Origin of the sequence: Pseudomonas sp. MF7453 (genome assembly GCF_016405455.1) — a bacterium.
GTDB classification, from domain to species: Bacteria; Pseudomonadota; Gammaproteobacteria; order Pseudomonadales; family Pseudomonadaceae; genus Aquipseudomonas; species Aquipseudomonas paralactis.
In genome coordinates this window covers 45,791-60,626 of sequence record NZ_JAEKCN010000002.1, presented here as the reverse complement: position 1 = coordinate 60,626, position 14,836 = coordinate 45,791, and the positions used below count along the sequence as shown (strand labels likewise).

Sequence of the window (14,836 nt, the reverse complement as noted above, 5' to 3'; positions counted from 1 at the left end):
TGTTCACCATGTTCCGGTGTGAAGATCTGCATTGATGACCATAGCGTGTGATTTTCCCGAAGGGTTTCTTTCGGTGCTGCCAGTGCAAGCAAGTGAAATATGAATTCCTTGAGACGAAAGCTCTTGAATGACCAGGGTGCCTGTAACGACGCGTACGGCGTATTTGTTAATGCCTGTATCGACGCTGAACCAGACCCTGGTGTTAGTGAACTCACTATCCTCCAGATGAAAAACCGTCCCGGCCGCAGTGGTGTCCTCGAACTGTATATAAATTTCTCTCACGGTATCGCTAATTGCTTCAGCGTTCCGGCCAGTAATGCCATACATATGCTTTGTGGTGTCGTGCACGATATCCTTCGTCTGGATGGTGATGGCGTTCGAGTCGACGGAAACTGTAAAGCTTCCTTGAGCGCTGTTCGATTTTGGAAACAAGGCCCGTTGTTGGTGAGGTGTTAACGTTGCACTGTGTGCTGACATGATTGTGTCTCCATGAGTGACCAGTTAGGCGAAAGCAGCGGGTGCTCCGCAAGCGATGGCTTAGTTATGAGATCGCAGAAGACCTGCGCTGTAAACTGTCATAACTGACAGTATACGAATCGCGCAATTCATGAATGAGCACCGTTTGTTTCGCGCTCTAGTAGGTGCGCCAACGTGGCGCGAATCAAAGGGCCTGACTACCATGCAATTGATTTTTGGGTTGTATAAAACACTATTTTTAGTTCTTTTTTTACTAAGTATTCTCGGAGAAAAGAACGGGTTCAGGTGAGGGCGCCAAGCCAGGTCGATCCCAGCAGTACTATTCCCATGCATCTATTGAAACCTACTATCACTCCGGCAGAAGCCAGCGCCCGGCCTGATGCCACACCCAACAATGCCCAAGTACTCAAACACGGCAGTGAAATCAGGAAAAATATCAGAGACACGTACAGCACTTGTTTTTGTTGCTCAGTACCGTCGCCGACAAACACGCTAACTACTGCAAGTGCCATCATCCAGGACTTGGGATTGATCAGTTGCAAGCTCGCGGCTCCAAGCAGGCCAAGTCGCTTATGGGTTGTTTGCTCCTCCATGACATGCGGCGGTGCGCTGAAAATCCGCCACGCCAGGTAACTCAGCCAAGCCACACCGACCCACTGCATCACGGTTTGCACCCTGGGCACTTGCACCAGAGACTGGCCCACCCCGCAGCCCACCAGCAGCACAATCCCCGCCGCTCCCGCGCAGGCACCCAGAATAATTGGCAGTGTGGCCTTGAAACCGTAACGGGCACTGTTGCTCAGCACCAGGATATTGGTCGGGCCAGGGGTAATGCAGGCGACGAAGGCGAACAGCATGAACGGCACGAACGTGGACAGCATGGTGGGTGACTCCGATGGACCAATCGATGGAGTCGATCTTCACAAGCCTGGCGGTTAACTGTCTGGAAGATTTGAGCAGCGCTTTCGGTAGGCGGCGGGTGTCAGGCCGTAGGCGCGCACAAACCAGCGGCCCAGATGGCTTTGATCGGCGAAGCCCAGGGCCATCGCCACCGCTGCCGGCTGCTCGCCCTTGGCCAATAAACGCCGGGCACGTGTGAGCCGAAGTTGCACCAGGTAAGCGTGGGGCGCCAGGCCGAAGGCGCTCTTGAAGGCGCGGCTGAGGCGAAAGCGATCGACACCGCACGCCAGGGCCAACTCGTTCATGCCTATATCCTGATGCAGGTGGGCGTGCAGGTAGTCCCGTGCCTTGTGGGCCACCCGCGGTAAACGGGGATCGTCGCGGTAGCGCATGCGCCAGTAGAGCTGGCCGGTCAGGCGTTCCAGCAATTGGTCCAGAGCACTTTGCCGTACGATCCGCAGTTCGCTGTGGTGCAAGCTGTGAAATGCCTGGCTGGTGGCCAGGGCCAGGCGTGGGTCGTTGGCCAGGGTGCGGGCGAAGCTCAACTGATGGTGAGCGGGCGCTTCCTCGAATACGCTGCAGATTTCCCGTTCCAGCCAATGTGGGTCGAGGTAGAGCATGCGGTAAGTGAAGCCATCGACAGTAGGCGCATGGCCATCGTGGATCTCACCAGGCTCCAGCAGAAACACCTGGCCCGGCACGCTGTCATGCCGCGTGCGCCGGCAGTTGAATTGCTGTATGCCTTGTTCGGTGACGCCCACCAGATAGCTGTCATGCCAATGGGGGTCGTAGGCATGGCCCTCGAAATGCGCGCGCAGGGTCTCGATGCCGGTGTCGGCGTCCTGGTTCAGGTCGATCCAATTGTGCGCGCGCATACAACACCGAGGCTGAATGTAATGTGCAATTGGCGCCGACAACGGGGAGGGCGTCTAGAAGATTTGTGCAGTCTAGCCAAACAAGCCGGCGGCGATGTTGATCGAGAAACCTAGGATCGCCGTATTGAACAGAAAACCGATCAACGACTGCCCCAGCACCACCTTGCGCAGGCCACGGGTGGCGACGCCCACATCCGAGGTTTGCACCGCCACGCCGATGGTGAAGGAAAAATACAGGAAGTCCCAGTAGTTGGGTGTGAGCAAGCCTTCGGCAAAGCGCAGCGCCGGCTCCTTGCCTTGCCAGGTGTAATAGAGCCTGGCGTAGTGCACGCTGAAAATCACCCCGATCAACAGCCAGGAGCCGATCACCGTCAGCCCGGTGAAACCGTAGTGCAGCAGGCGCTCGGAAGCGGCCAGGTCCTTGCTGCCCACCAGTTCGAAGGTGATGGTGGCCAGGCTGGCGATGGCGGCGATGCACACCATGAACAACACCAGCCCGGCGTTTTCATCTTCGATTTCGGCGATGCGCTTGACGTCCTCGGCCTTGGCGCGAATGGTCAGCCATAGCATCAAAACGAGGTAGGTCCAGACGCCGATGTTCCAGCCGATCAGGACTTTGCTGGCGAGGGTGTCAGCCGGTACCAGAATGCCCACGGCAAGGCCCAGTACGGCTGCGGATGAGAGGCGAGGGTGGGTGCGGGCAAGGAAGGGCATGGTGGCTCACAAAGAACTATGTGTGAGCACCATAGCTTATTCGGGTGTACCTGATCATGAATGCAATCAATAACCCTGTGGGAACTGGCTTGCCTGCGATAGCGTTGGTTCAGGTAACACTTATGTTGCCTGTGCCGCCGTCATCGCAAGCAAGCCAGCTCCCACATTTGGCTGCGGCGATGATCAGTTTAGCTTATGGCGCTTGCGCACCAGCTTCATCACCACCACAAAGAACACCGGCACAAACACCACCGCCAATGTCGCCGTGATCATCCCGCCAATCACACCGGTACCAATCGCTTGCTGACTGGCCGAACTGGCCCCGGTGGCAATTGCCAATGGCACCACGCCGAGGATAAACGCCAGCGAGGTCATGATGATCGGTCGCAGGCGCAACCGCGCAGCCTTTAAGGTGGCGTCGATCAAGTCCTCGCCCTGGTCATACAGGTCCTTGGCGAACTCGATGATCAGGATCGCGTTTTTCGCCGACAGGCCGATGATGGTGATCAGGCCGACCTTGAAGAACACATCGTTGGGCATCCCGCGCAAGGAGACCGCCAGCACCGCACCCAGTACGCCCAGTGGCACCACCAGCAATACCGAGGTCGGGATCGACCAGCTCTCATACAGCGCCGCCAGGCACAGGAACACGATCAGCAATGACAGGCCCAACAGCAGCGGCGCCTGGGAGCCGGACAAGCGTTCCTGCAAGGACAAGCCGGTCCATTCCTGGCCCAGCCCGGCAGGCAACTGGCTGACCAGGCGCTGGATTTCGTCCATGGCTTCGCCCGTGCTGTGCCCCGGCGCCGCCTCACCGCTGATGGCGATGGCCGGGTAGCCGTTGTAGCGGGTCAACTGCGTCGGGCCCTGGGTCCACTTGGCTTCGACAAAGGCCGACAGCGGCACCATCTTGCCCGCGTTGTTGCGCACGTTGATCTTCATCAGGTCGGCCACCTGGCTGCGCTGGTCGCCTTCGGCCTGCACCACCACCCGCTGCATACGACCCTGGTTGGGGAAGTCGTTGACATAAGCCGAGCCGATCGCGGAAGACAGCACATTGCCCACATCGGCAAACGACACGCCCAGGGCATTGGCCTGCTTGCGGTCGACTTCCAGCTGCACTTGCGGGGCTTCGGCCAGGGCGCTTTCGCGCACGTTGGCCAGGATCGGGCTTTTTGCCGCGGCGTCCAGCAGTTCGGTACGTGCTGCCATCAAGCCGGCATGACCAACGCCGCCACGGTCCTGCAGGCGGAACTCGAAACCACTGGAGGTGCCGAGGCCATCCACCGGCGGTGGCAGGATCGCATAGGCAATCGCATCCTTGAGCTCGCTGAAGGCCATGTTGGCGCGGTCGGCAATCGACGCCGCCGAGTCATCGCTGCCGCGTTCAGACCAGTCCTTGAGCGTGGTAAACGCCAGCGCCGCGTTCTGCCCGGAACCGGAGAAACTGAAGCCCATGATCATGGTGGTATCACCCACTCCAGGTTCGCCTGCGTTGTGCGCCTCGATCTGTTCGGCCACCTGCACCGTGCGGTTCTTGCTGGCGCCGGGTGGCAGCTGGATATCGGTGATGGTGTAACCCTGGTCCTCCACCGGCAGGAACGAGGAGGGCAGGCGGCTGAACAACAGCCCCATGCCCACCAGCAATACCAGGTAGATCAGCAGGTAGCGGCCGCTGCGCTTGAGGGCATAGGCCACCCAGCCTTCATAACGGTCGGTAAGCTGCTCGAAGCGTCGGTTGAACCAGCCGAAGAACCCGCCCTTGGCGTGGTGTTCGCCCTTGGCAATCGGCTTGAGCAAGGTGGCGCACAGGGCCGGGGTCAAGGTCAGGGCCAGGAACGCCGAGAACAGGATCGAGGTGGCCATCGACAACGAAAACTGCTGGTAGATCACACCCACCGAGCCCGGCATGAAAGCCATCGGCAGGAACACCGCCACCAGCACCAGGGTAATACCGATGATGGCGCCGGTGATCTGGCCCATGGCTTTCTTGGTCGCGTCCTTGGGCGACAGGCCCTCGGTGGCCATGATGCGCTCGACGTTTTCCACCACCACAATGGCATCGTCCACCAGGATGCCGATGGCCAATACCATGCCGAACATGGTCAGCACGTTGATCGAGAAGCCCAGCAACAGCATGGTGGCAAAGGTGCCCATCAATGCAATCGGCACCACCAGCGTGGGGATCAGGGTGTAGCGCACGTTCTGCAGGAACAGGAACATCACCGCAAACACCAGCGCCATGGCTTCCAGCAGGGTGTAAACCACCTTGGTGATCGAGACCTTGACGAACGGTGAGGTGTCGTAGGGAATCTTGTATTCCACATTGGCCGGGAAGTAGCGCGACAGTTCATCCATCTTCGCCCGCACCAGGGTTGCGGTGCTCAGTGCGTTGGCGCCGGGCGACAGCTGCACGCTGACGGCGGTGGAGGGCTTGCCGTTCAGGCGCGTGGAGAACTGGTATTCCTGGCTGCCGACTTCCACGCGCGCCACATCGCCGATGCGCACGGTGGAACCGTCGGGGTTGGCCTTGAGCACGATGTCGGCGAATTCCGCCGGCGTCGACAGTTGGCCCTTGACCAGAATCGCCGCGGTGATTTCCTGGGTATTGGTGCCCGGCAAGTCCCCGATGCTGCCCGCCGAGACCTGGGCGTTCTGCGCGCTGATCGCGGCGTTGACGTCAGCCGGCGTCAGGTTGAAACCGATCAGCTTCTGCGGGTCGATCCAGATGCGCATGGCCCGCTCGGCGCCGTACAACTGCGCCTTGCCGACGCCGTCCAGACGCTTGAGCTCGTTCATCACGTTGCGCGCCAGGTAATCGCTGAGCGCAACGTCGTCGAGCTTGCCGTCGTTGGAGGTCAGGGTCACCAGCAGCAGGAACCCGGCGGAGACTTTTTCCACCTGCAAGCCTTGTTGAGTGACAGCCTGGGGCAGGCGCGGCTCAACGACCTTGAGGCGGTTCTGCACATCCACCTGGGCCATTTCCGGGTCGGTGCCCGGCTGGAAGGTCGCGGTGATCGTCGCCGAACCCAGGCTGCTTTGGGATTCGAAATACAGCAGGTGATCAGCGCCGTTGAGCTCCTGCTCGATCAGGCTGACCACGCTTTCGTCCAGGGTCTGGGCCGACGCGCCCGGGTACACCGCGTAGATTTCCACCTTCGGTGGCGCGACGTTGGGGTACTGAGCCACCGGCAACTGCGGGATGGCCAGGAAGCCGGCCAGCAGGATAAACAGGGCCACCACCCAGGCAAAAATCGGGCGGTCAATAAAGAACTGCGGCATGACGGGTTATTCCTTTACGAGCGGGCTGTCGTCCACTTCAACTTTTTCGCCGGGCCGTGCATGTTGCAGACCCTCGACGATAATGCGATCGCCGGGCTTGAGGCCACTGCTGACGATCCAGCGGTCCTCGATCACCGCACCCAGTTCCACCGGCTGCTGGCTGACGGTCTGCTCGGCGTCCAGCAGCAACACCATCGGGATACCGGCGCTGTCACGGGTGATGGCGCGTTGCGGCACGCTGATGCCTTGCTTGTCTACCGCTTGTTCCAGGCGTACCCGCACGAAGCTGCCGGGCAACAGGTCCAGATCCGGGTTGGGGAACTCGCTGCGCAAAATGATCTGCCCGGTGCCGGGATCTACGCTGATCTCGGCGAACAGCAGTTTGCCCGGCAACGGGTACAGGCTGCCGTCGTCCTGGATCAGCGTGGCCTTGGCCTGGTCCTGGCCGACCTGCTTCAAGCTCCCGGCACGAAAGGCGCGGCGCAGGTCGTTCAGCTCACGGGTGGATTGGGTGAGGTCAGCATGGATCGGGTCCAACTGCTGGATAATTGCCAGCGGCGTGGCTTCGTTCTGGCCGACCAGCGCGCCTTCGGTTACCAGGGCGCGACCGATGCGCCCGGAAATCGGCGCGGTCACGGTGGCATAGCCCAGGTTCAGCCTGGCGCGCTCGACCGCAGCCTTTTGCGCGGCAACCTCTGCGTTGGTCTGGCGCAGTGTGGCGCGGGCGTTGTCGTATTCCTGCCCGCTGATGGCGTTGCCCTCGACCAACTGGCTGTAGCGCTGCTCTTGCAGGCGCGCCTGGAATGCATTGGCCTCGGCCTTGCTGAGGTTGGCCTGGGCACTGTCCAGGTCAGCCTTGAACGGCGCCGGGTCAATACGGAACAGCACATCGCCCTGTTTCACATCGTGACCTTCCTTGAACACGCGTTGCATGACCACACCGGCGACCCGCGCGCGCACTTCGGCAATACGCGGCGCGGCGATACGCCCGCTCAGTTCGCTGGTAATGGACAGGGGCTTGGCCTGCAGGGTTTCGATGCGCACTTTGGCCAGGGGCATTTGTGGCGCCTCGTCTGCAGACTGGCCACACGCGCTCAGCGCCAGTGTGAGGGCCAACAGGCAAAACGGCGCAAATAGATTCTTCGACATGCTCTTATCCCAATATTGACTGGCGCATCCTAAGGACACCTGCGCCGTGGTGCTGTGAAGCTATGTAGGTCGTGTGTGAAGAAGTGTAAGGTGCAGCCCATAGTCGGCAGGGGGCGTATATCCTTGCACAATCCTGCAATTATTGAAGGTTCAATGTGGGAGGGGGCAAGCCCCTCCCACATTGGATCCCCGTACACCCAGCAAACAGTATTCATTGGAAACACCTTCATGCCCAACATCCTTCTGGTCGAAGACGACGCCGCACTCTCCGAGCTGATCGCCAGCTACCTGGAACGCAATGGCTATCACGTCAGCGTGCTCAGCCGTGGCGACCACGTACGCGAACGTGCACGTCTGAACCCGCCGGACCTGGTGATCCTCGACCTGATGCTGCCGGGCCTGGATGGCTTGCAAGTCTGCCGCCTGTTGCGCGCCGACTCGGCGGGCCTGCCGATTCTGATGCTGACTGCCCGCGACGACAGCCACGACCAGGTGTTGGGCCTGGAAATGGGCGCCGACGATTATGTAACCAAACCCTGCGAGCCGCGCGTGCTGCTGGCCCGGGTGCGCACGCTGCTGCGCCGCAGCAGCCTGTCTGAACCCCAGGTGGCCAACGACCGGATCATCATGGGCAACCTGTGCATCGACCTGTCGGAGCGCACCGTCACCTGGCGCGAGCAGGCGGTGGAACTGTCCAGCGGCGAATACAACCTGCTGGTCGTACTGGCGCGCCACGCCGGTGAAGTGCTCAGCCGCGACCAGATCCTGCAACGCCTGCGCGGCATCGAGTTCAACGGCACCGACCGCTCGGTAGACGTGGCCATTTCCAAACTGCGGCGCAAATTTGACGACCACGCCGGCGAAGCGCGCAAGATCAAGACCGTGTGGGGCAAGGGTTATCTGTTCAGCCGTTCCGAGTGGGAATGCTGAATCATGTTCCGTGTGCTGCTTCGCCTCTACCTGATCACCATCATTACCTATAGCGCCGCCATCTTTCTGATTCCCAAGCTGGTGATTCAGCTGTTCGAACACCGCTACATGAACTACAACATCGAACAGTCCCGTGGCCTGCAAAAGCTTATGGTCAAGCAGTACCAGCGCGCACCGGTAGAGCATTGGTCCCAGGTGACCGACCAGTTGAGCCGCGATTTTGCGCCCTTGAAGGTTCAATTGTTGCTGCGCCAGGACGCCCGCTATACACCTCAGGAAGAACAACTGCTGGAGCAAGGCAAGCCGGTGATTCGCCTGGGCGAGTGGGGCTGGATGGAAGAAATCAGCTCGCCGATCAATCAGCAGTTCGCGGTCAAGCTGACGATCCCGCCGGACCCGTTGGACATGAACCTGCTGTACTGGTCGATGAACGTGTTGGTTGGCGCAGCACTGCTGGCGTGCCTGTTGGTGTGGCTGCGTCCGCACTGGCGTGACCTGGAGCGCCTCAAAAGCACCGCCGCGCTGTTGGGCAAGGGCCATCTTGGGGAGCGTACGCGGCTTCTGCCGAGCTCCAGCATCGGCAGCCTGGCCGCAGTGTTCGACACCATGGCCGACGATATCGAGCACCTGCTCAATCAACAGCGCGACTTGCTTAATGCGGTCTCCCATGAACTGCGCACACCGCTCACGCGTCTGGATTTCGGCCTGGCCCTGGCGCTTTCCGAAGACATGCCCCCCGCCAGCCGCGAGCGCCTGCAAAGCCTGGTGGCGCATATTCGCGAGCTGGATGAGCTGGTGCTGGAATTGCTCTCCTACAGCCGCCTGCAAAATCCTGCGCAATTGCCCGAACGCGTCGAGGTGGCGCTCGATGAGTTTATCGACAGCGTGCTGGGCAGCGTCGACGACGAGCTGGAAAACCCCGAGATCGTCATCGACGTGGCGCTGGACTGCAGCGTCGAGCGCTTCAGCCTCGACCCGCGCCTTACCGCCCGCGCCTTGCAGAACCTGCTGCGCAATGCGACGCGCTACTGCGATAAACGCATCCAGGTGGGGGTCAAGGTGTGTCCCAACGGCTGCGAAATCTGGGTGGATGACGACGGCATCGGCATACCGGTGGACCAGCGCGAGCGCATCTTCGAACCGTTCTACCGCCTGGACCGCAGCCGCGACCGCGCCACCGGCGGCTTTGGCCTGGGCCTGGCGATCAGCCGGCGCGCCCTGGAGGCCCAGGGCGGCACCTTGACGGCGCTGGCGTCGTCGCTGGGCGGAGCGCGGTTTCGGCTGTGGTTGCCGACTCAGAGGTAGATCACAGCACCTTGACCGCGCGGCCGATAGCTTGGATCGGCCCGGTCGGCTTGCCAGTGGGTGAGCCGGCTGGGCCTTCAAGTGTCAGCTCGAACAGTTGGTTTTGCGTAAGCGGCGGCAGGTTGTCCAAGTGCATCGACAGCGTCTGCCCCGGTTTGACCAAACCCAGGGACACCGGCGCTTGCCAGCCGTCACCCTTGGTCCAGAATTGCAGGGCCTTGTCCGCTGGCACTTGCACCACTCCCAAGGGAATCAACTGGATCTTCTGGTCATTGCTGGCCTGGATGACCCAACCGGGTGACTGGCCTTGCGGCGCCGCCAGTACCACCACAAAGGTCGGGTTGGCGGCAGGCGGGCGGGTCAGCAACAGCGTCGCCAATACGATGCTTGCCGCCAGCCCAGCGGCGGCCAGGCCACGCCATAGGGCCAGCAGGTTCCACCAGGAGACAAAGGCCGGCGGTGGCGCGAGTGTGCTTTGTATGCGCCGCCATAATTGCGGGGAGGGAGGCACCGGTTCGGCCAGCGCCGTCAGCGGCAACAGGCGCTGCTCCCAGGCATCCACCGCCTTGCGCAGCGCGCTGTCGTGTCCGATGCGCTGCTCAACGTCGGCCCGTTGCTCAGGGGGCAGCGTGCCCAATACGTATTCGCTGGCCAGTTCGTCGTTGTTCATGCCATGCACTCCCGGAGCGCGGCGAGGCTGCGTTTGATCCAGGCTTTGATCGTCCCCAGTGGGGTGCCTAGTTTCTCCGCGATTTCGCTATGAGAATAGCCGTCGACGTAGGCATGCAGGATGCACCGGCGGCGTGCCGGATCAAGGTGCGCCAGGCAGGTGTGGATCTGCCCCGAGCGTGCCGTGAACTCAAAGGTTTCGGCAGGTTCGGCGTGTGGTTCGTGCGCTTGGCTCAAGGCAATCTCGCGGCCGGCATTGCGCACGATATTCAGTGCCAGGTGCCGAGTGATGCTGAACATCCATCCACGCGCCGAGCCTCGGCTAAGGTCGAAACCGGCGGCTCCGTTCCAGATCTTGATAAATGCGTCATGCACCACATCCTCGGCCAGCCCCTTGTCACGCACGATGCGCAGCGCTACGCCCAGCAAATGGCTGCTGTCTTGCTCGTACAAGCGGCGCAGGGCCTGTTGATCGCCACGGGCGCAGGCCGACAGGCAGGCTTCGTAATCAAACACATGACTTCCTCAAGGCAACCCCCATGCAAGCACGTCGCCTGCACTGAGGGATGCAATTTCCTTTGGGCAGCGTAGTCGAGTTTGCTCAGTTGGATACCCAGAAAATGTAGTCGGCCTGGTATTTCACCTTTTCCTGCTTGCCCTTGTCGGCGGCGGTGCATTCACTGCTCGGCGCCACGCCGCCCTTGAGTGCAACCCGCTGTATATAGCTCACGCCAGTCATCGCGCCCTGGCCTTCAGCCGGATTAGCCTTGACCAGTTGATAGGGCAGGTTGCCCGGGCTCGATGGCGCCACGGCCAATTGCGTGGCGGTGATCCTGGAGCCGTCCTTGGCCTGCCAGGTCGCCGGTGGGCCGAAGTAGGTGCCTACTTGCTTGCCGCTGCGATCATTCAGCACGGCCTTGGGGCCGACAAAGGTCCATTCGGTCTGGCCTGCAGCATTGGCCTTGTCGCGACACTCATAGGTGATTTCGCCGATGCCTGTGGTCTCCATCGCAATCTTGTGACCCTGGGGCACCTTGATACTGTCAGGCAGGCCGGCCTGGGCAAAGGTGGCGGGGCTGGCGATAAGCAAACCGGTGAAGCAGAGCAGGGCTTTAGCGTTCATGGTGATTCTCCATTGGGTAGAACAGCACGGTTACTGAAGGTATTACCCATGAGCGGATCAATTGGATGCAGCGTTTAGAAAATAAAGTTTGGAGTGCATACGATGAAAAGGCATAAAGTCAGATCATATTGGTATAAGTGGTTATAAGAAAAATCGCTATCCTGCGCCCAGAAATTTATAAGGCTGCAGGTAGCTGTAATGGATGTGGGTAATATTGGTTTCGTGGTTGCCGGCCTGATCGTTGGTTTTATCGTGGGCATGACCGGTGTCGGTGGTGGCTCGCTGATGACGCCGATTTTGTTGTGGTTTGGTATCAATCCGGCCACTGCGGTGGGCACTGACTTGCTGTATGCCGCCATCACCAAGTCCGGTGGCGTGCTGGTGCATAGCAAGAACCGCAATATCGACTGGACCATCACTGGCTGGCTGACTTTGGGCAGTGTGCCTGCGGTGCTTTTGACGCTGTGGTTCATTGCCAGCCTGCACACCGACCCCAGCGCGATGAATGCGGTGATCAAGCAGGCGCTGGGCTTTGTGCTGTTGCTGACCGCATTGGCGATCCTGTTCAAGAAAAGCCTGTTGGCCTTTGCTCAGCGACATGCCGGTGATGACTACCACATGCGCCCGCGCAACCTGAACGCCCTGACCGTGGTGACCGGCGCGGTGCTCGGCACCATGGTGGCCTTGACGTCCATTGGCGCCGGGGCCCTCGGCACGGTGGCGCTGTTTATTCTGTACCCGTTCCTGGCCACGCGCCGCCTGGTGGGCACCGAAATCGCCCACGCCGTGCCCCTGACCCTGGTGGCGGGCCTGGGTCATGCCAGCATGGGCAACATGGACTGGCACCTGCTGGGCTTCTTGCTGATGGGCTCGTTGCCGGGGATCTACTTTGGCAGCCATATGACCGGCAAGATTTCCGACAGCGTGTTACGCCCGTGCCTGGCGGTCATGTTGATGGCGGTGGGGTACAAGCTGGCGTTCTGAGCCGCATGTGCTCCAAATGTGGGAGGGGGCTTACCCCCGATGAGGGAGTGTCAGTCAATACCTCCAAGTCTGACACACCGCTATCGGGAGCAAGCCCCCTCCCACAGTTTGAGCGCGATCGGCTTCAGGCCTTCGCCGGGCCGTCGCCGATTTGCCATACAAACGGTGGTTCTGTCCCATTGATCACCCAGTCACCCACGATGCGCGCCTTGTAGATCAGCGGATTGTGCAAAGACCGTCCGTGCGTTGCGCCAATGTCGGTCCAGCGCCTTGCCCGCCGGGACTTTGCTCCCCTGTTTACGGTGAGCAGGGGCGATTCGGTGTTGCTCCAGCAACAGTGGATCGACAAACCGCTGCGATACCTGACACCAGCGTCGTACTGATTCGAGGTGCTTTTTTTAGCGCAGCGCTTGTGGTGAGGGCGTTTGCGCGGCCTGGCACGCTTGCTGCGTAAGCCACAGGACATCCCTTTGTGCGAGGTACCGTCCGATGAGTCAGCAAGCCGTGAAATTTGCCTATTGGGTGCCCAACGTCAGCGGTGGGCTGGTGGTCAGCAAGATCGAACAGCGCACCCACTGGGGCATCGATTACAACCGCAAACTGGCGCAACTGGCCGAAGCTGCCGGCTTTGAATACGGCCTGACCCAGATCCGCTTCACCGCCGGTTACGGCGCCGAAAACCAGCATGAATCCGTGGCATTCAGCCATGCGCTGCTGGCCGCCACCACCACGCTGAAGGTGATTGCGGCGATCCTGCCCGGCCCCTGGCAACCGGCGCTGGCCGCCAAGCAGTTGGCGACCATCGACCAGCTCACCAACGGTCGGATCGCGGTGAACATCGTCAGCGGCTGGTTCAAGGGCGAATTCCAGGCCATTGGTGAGCCTTGGCTGGAGCATGATGAGCGCTATCGTCGTTCCGAAGAATTTATCCGCAGCCTCAAAGGTATCTGGACCCAGGATGACTTCACCTTCAAGGGCGACTTCTACCGCTTCAACAACTACACCCTCAAACCCAAGCCCCTGGGGCAGCCCGAGATCTTCCAGGGCGGCAGCTCAAGGGCGGCGCGGGACATGGCCGCGCGGGTCTCGGACTGGTATTTCACCAACGGCAATACTCCCGAAGGTATCAAGGCCCAGGTCGATGATATTCGTGCCAAGGCCGCCGCCAATCACCATTCGGTGAAAGTAGGCGTGAATGCTTTTATCATCGCCCGCGACACCGAAGAAGAGGCCAGGGCCGTGCTGGCGGAGATCATCGACAAGGCCGACCCGGAAGCGGTCAACGCCTTCGGTGATGCTGCCAGGCAAGCGGGCAAGGCCTCGCCGGAAGGTGAGGGTAACTGGGCCAAGTCCAGCTTTGAAGACCTGGTGCAATACAACGATGGGTTCAAGACCAACCTGATCGGCACCCCGCAGCAGATCGCCGAGCGCATCGTCGCGCTCAAGGCGGTGGGCGTGGACCTGGTGCTGGCTGGCTTCCTGCACTTTCAGGAAGAAGTCGAGTATTTCGGCAAACGGGTCTTGCCGCTGGTGCGCGAGCTGGAGGTCGAGGCGGGTGTAGGAGCGAGCTTGCTCGCGAAAAACGTTAACGAAAAAGTAGCTAGCCTGGTTTAGCGCGGGGTCTGGGCGTTTTTCGCGAGCGAGCTCGCTCCTACAGGCTATAGCGGTGGTTAGGGGTGATTTTGCAAGGTCAACACCTCGAAGCCATCTGCCGTCACCGCCACGGTATGCTCCCACTGCGCCGACAGGCTGTTGTCCCTGGTTACCACGGTCCAGCCGTCTTTGAGGCTGCGCACTTTGGCGCTGCCCTGGTTAAGCATGGGTTCGACGGTAAACACCATGCCTTCGCGCAGTTCCAGGCCGGTGCCGGGGCGGCCGAAGTGCAGCACCTGCGGCTCTTCATGCATCTCCCGCCCGATGCCATGGCCGCAGTACTCGCGCACCACGCTGTAGCCGTTGGCTTGCGCATGGCTCTGGATCGCATGGCCGATATCACCCAGGCGTGCGCCGGGCCTGACCTGGCGGATGCCGGCCCACATCGCTTCAAAGGTCATTTCCACCAGGCGCTTGGCCTTGGGCGCCACGTTGCCGATCATGTACATCTTGCTGGAGTCGGCAATAAAGCCGCCTTTTTCCAGGGTGATGTCGATGTTGATGATGTCGCCGTCCTTGAGGATTTGCCTGGCGCTGGGCATGCCATGGCACACCACTTCGTTGATCGACGTGTTAATGCAGAAAGGGTAGTCGTACTGCCCGAGGCTGGCCGGGCGAGCCTTGAGGTCGTTGCGAATGAAGGCTTCGACGGCGCTGTCCAGCTCCAGAGTGGAACGGCCGGCAGCGACAAAACCGTCGAGCATGTCGAATACCTGAGCCAGCAAGCGCCCGGATTCGCGCATCACAGCCAGTTGCGCGGCGGTCTTGATCATCA

The 14,836-nt window shown here is 60.7% G+C and carries 14 protein-coding genes and 1 pseudogene; 4 read left to right on the top strand and 11 right to left on the bottom strand.

Annotation, left to right across the window (positions count from 1 at the left end; translation table 11 throughout):
- Positions 1-3: 3 nt before the first annotated feature.
- The 6 genes from JFT63_RS05620 to JFT63_RS05645 all read right to left on the bottom strand — a co-directional run bounded on the left by JFT63_RS05620 (position 4) and on the right by JFT63_RS05645 (position 7,397).
- Complete coding sequence (locus JFT63_RS05620) at positions 4-477, bottom strand: hypothetical protein (protein WP_057702897.1); 474 nt, start codon at positions 475-477, stop codon at positions 4-6.
- A gap of 281 nt (positions 478-758) precedes the next feature.
- Entirely contained in the window at positions 759-1,358 is a 600-nt protein-coding gene (locus JFT63_RS05625; protein ID WP_057702898.1) for a LysE family translocator, read from the bottom strand.
- A gap of 54 nt (positions 1,359-1,412) precedes the next feature.
- A complete protein-coding gene (locus tag JFT63_RS05630; protein WP_198843508.1) occupies positions 1,413-2,252 on the bottom strand; it encodes an AraC family transcriptional regulator in 840 nt (279 codons plus the stop codon).
- Positions 2,253-2,324: 72 nt separating this feature from the next.
- Positions 2,325-2,966: a DUF1345 domain-containing protein gene (locus tag JFT63_RS05635; protein WP_198843507.1), complete on the bottom strand. Its 642-nt coding sequence runs from the start codon at positions 2,964-2,966 to the stop codon at positions 2,325-2,327.
- 183 nt (positions 2,967-3,149) lie between these two features.
- Entirely contained in the window at positions 3,150-6,248 is a 3,099-nt protein-coding gene (locus tag JFT63_RS05640) for an efflux RND transporter permease subunit (RefSeq protein WP_057702901.1), read from the bottom strand.
- A gap of 6 nt (positions 6,249-6,254) precedes the next feature.
- The gene (locus JFT63_RS05645; protein ID WP_057702902.1) at positions 6,255-7,397 is read right to left on the bottom strand and encodes an efflux RND transporter periplasmic adaptor subunit; all 1,143 of its coding nucleotides are present in this window, start codon (positions 7,395-7,397) and stop codon (positions 6,255-6,257) included.
- Between the two features lie 228 nt (positions 7,398-7,625).
- Here JFT63_RS05645 and JFT63_RS05650 point away from each other — a divergent pair, with 228 nt between their 5' ends.
- Positions 7,626-8,327, top strand: coding sequence for a response regulator transcription factor (locus JFT63_RS05650; protein ID WP_005788610.1), 702 nt, complete (start codon positions 7,626-7,628; stop codon positions 8,325-8,327).
- Positions 8,328-8,330: 3 nt separating this feature from the next.
- A complete protein-coding gene (locus JFT63_RS05655) occupies positions 8,331-9,632 on the top strand; it encodes an ATP-binding protein (RefSeq protein WP_198843506.1) in 1,302 nt (433 codons plus the stop codon).
- Between the two features lies 1 nt (position 9,633).
- Here the strand turns inward: JFT63_RS05655 and JFT63_RS05660 are convergent, their stop codons facing one another.
- From JFT63_RS05660 to JFT63_RS05670, 3 genes are all read right to left on the bottom strand, one after another.
- Positions 9,634-10,302 (bottom strand): anti-sigma factor, encoded by a 669-nt coding sequence (locus JFT63_RS05660; RefSeq protein WP_198843505.1) that lies wholly within the window; start codon positions 10,300-10,302, stop codon positions 9,634-9,636.
- Positions 10,299-10,817, bottom strand: coding sequence for a sigma-70 family RNA polymerase sigma factor (locus JFT63_RS05665; RefSeq protein ID WP_057702905.1), 519 nt, complete (start codon positions 10,815-10,817; stop codon positions 10,299-10,301). Before JFT63_RS05665 ends, JFT63_RS05660 begins: the two co-directional genes overlap by 4 nt.
- An 85-nt stretch (positions 10,818-10,902) precedes the next feature.
- On the bottom strand, positions 10,903-11,424 hold the full coding sequence (locus JFT63_RS05670; protein WP_057702906.1) for a DUF3455 domain-containing protein: 522 nt from the start codon (positions 11,422-11,424) through the stop codon (positions 10,903-10,905).
- A gap of 198 nt (positions 11,425-11,622) precedes the next feature.
- On the opposite strand from JFT63_RS05670, the gene JFT63_RS05675 reads away from it, so the two are divergent.
- Complete coding sequence (locus JFT63_RS05675; protein ID WP_198843504.1) at positions 11,623-12,408, top strand: sulfite exporter TauE/SafE family protein; 786 nt, start codon at positions 11,623-11,625, stop codon at positions 12,406-12,408.
- Between the two features lie 124 nt (positions 12,409-12,532).
- Here JFT63_RS05675 and JFT63_RS05680 read toward each other — a convergent pair.
- A pseudogene (locus JFT63_RS05680) lies at positions 12,533-12,698 on the bottom strand (monooxygenase); the annotation flags it as partial.
- A 199-nt stretch (positions 12,699-12,897) separates the two neighbouring features.
- Here JFT63_RS05680 and sfnG point away from each other — a divergent pair.
- Positions 12,898-14,022, top strand: a complete 1,125-nt coding sequence (gene sfnG, locus JFT63_RS05685; protein WP_198843503.1) for a dimethylsulfone monooxygenase SfnG — start codon at positions 12,898-12,900, stop codon at positions 14,020-14,022.
- 56 nt (positions 14,023-14,078) lie between these two features.
- Here the strand turns inward: sfnG and map are convergent, their stop codons facing one another.
- Positions 14,079-14,834, bottom strand: a complete 756-nt coding sequence (gene map / locus JFT63_RS05690) for a type I methionyl aminopeptidase (protein ID WP_198843502.1) — start codon at positions 14,832-14,834, stop codon at positions 14,079-14,081.
- Positions 14,835-14,836 lie beyond the last annotated feature (2 nt).

Coding starts and splice junctions, on each gene's coding strand:
- JFT63_RS05620 (WP_057702897.1), bottom strand. CDS start 477: ATGTCAGCACACAGTGCAACGTTAACACCTCACCAACAACGGGCCTTG.
- JFT63_RS05625 (WP_057702898.1), bottom strand. CDS start 1,358: ATGCTGTCCACGTTCGTGCCGTTCATGCTGTTCGCCTTCGTCGCCTGC.
- JFT63_RS05630 (WP_198843508.1), bottom strand. CDS start 2,252: ATGCGCGCGCACAATTGGATCGACCTGAACCAGGACGCCGACACCGGC.
- JFT63_RS05635 (WP_198843507.1), bottom strand. CDS start 2,966: ATGCCCTTCCTTGCCCGCACCCACCCTCGCCTCTCATCCGCAGCCGTA.
- JFT63_RS05640 (WP_057702901.1), bottom strand. CDS start 6,248: ATGCCGCAGTTCTTTATTGACCGCCCGATTTTTGCCTGGGTGGTGGCC.
- JFT63_RS05645 (WP_057702902.1), bottom strand. CDS start 7,397: ATGTCGAAGAATCTATTTGCGCCGTTTTGCCTGTTGGCCCTCACACTG.
- JFT63_RS05650 (WP_005788610.1), top strand. CDS start 7,626: ATGCCCAACATCCTTCTGGTCGAAGACGACGCCGCACTCTCCGAGCTG.
- JFT63_RS05655 (WP_198843506.1), top strand. CDS start 8,331: ATGTTCCGTGTGCTGCTTCGCCTCTACCTGATCACCATCATTACCTAT.
- JFT63_RS05660 (WP_198843505.1), bottom strand. CDS start 10,302: ATGAACAACGACGAACTGGCCAGCGAATACGTATTGGGCACGCTGCCC.
- JFT63_RS05670 (WP_057702906.1), bottom strand. CDS start 11,424: ATGAACGCTAAAGCCCTGCTCTGCTTCACCGGTTTGCTTATCGCCAGC.
- JFT63_RS05675 (WP_198843504.1), top strand. CDS start 11,623: ATGGATGTGGGTAATATTGGTTTCGTGGTTGCCGGCCTGATCGTTGGT.
- sfnG (WP_198843503.1), top strand. CDS start 12,898: ATGAGTCAGCAAGCCGTGAAATTTGCCTATTGGGTGCCCAACGTCAGC.
- map (WP_198843502.1), bottom strand. CDS start 14,834: ATGATCAAGACCGCCGCGCAACTGGCTGTGATGCGCGAATCCGGGCGC.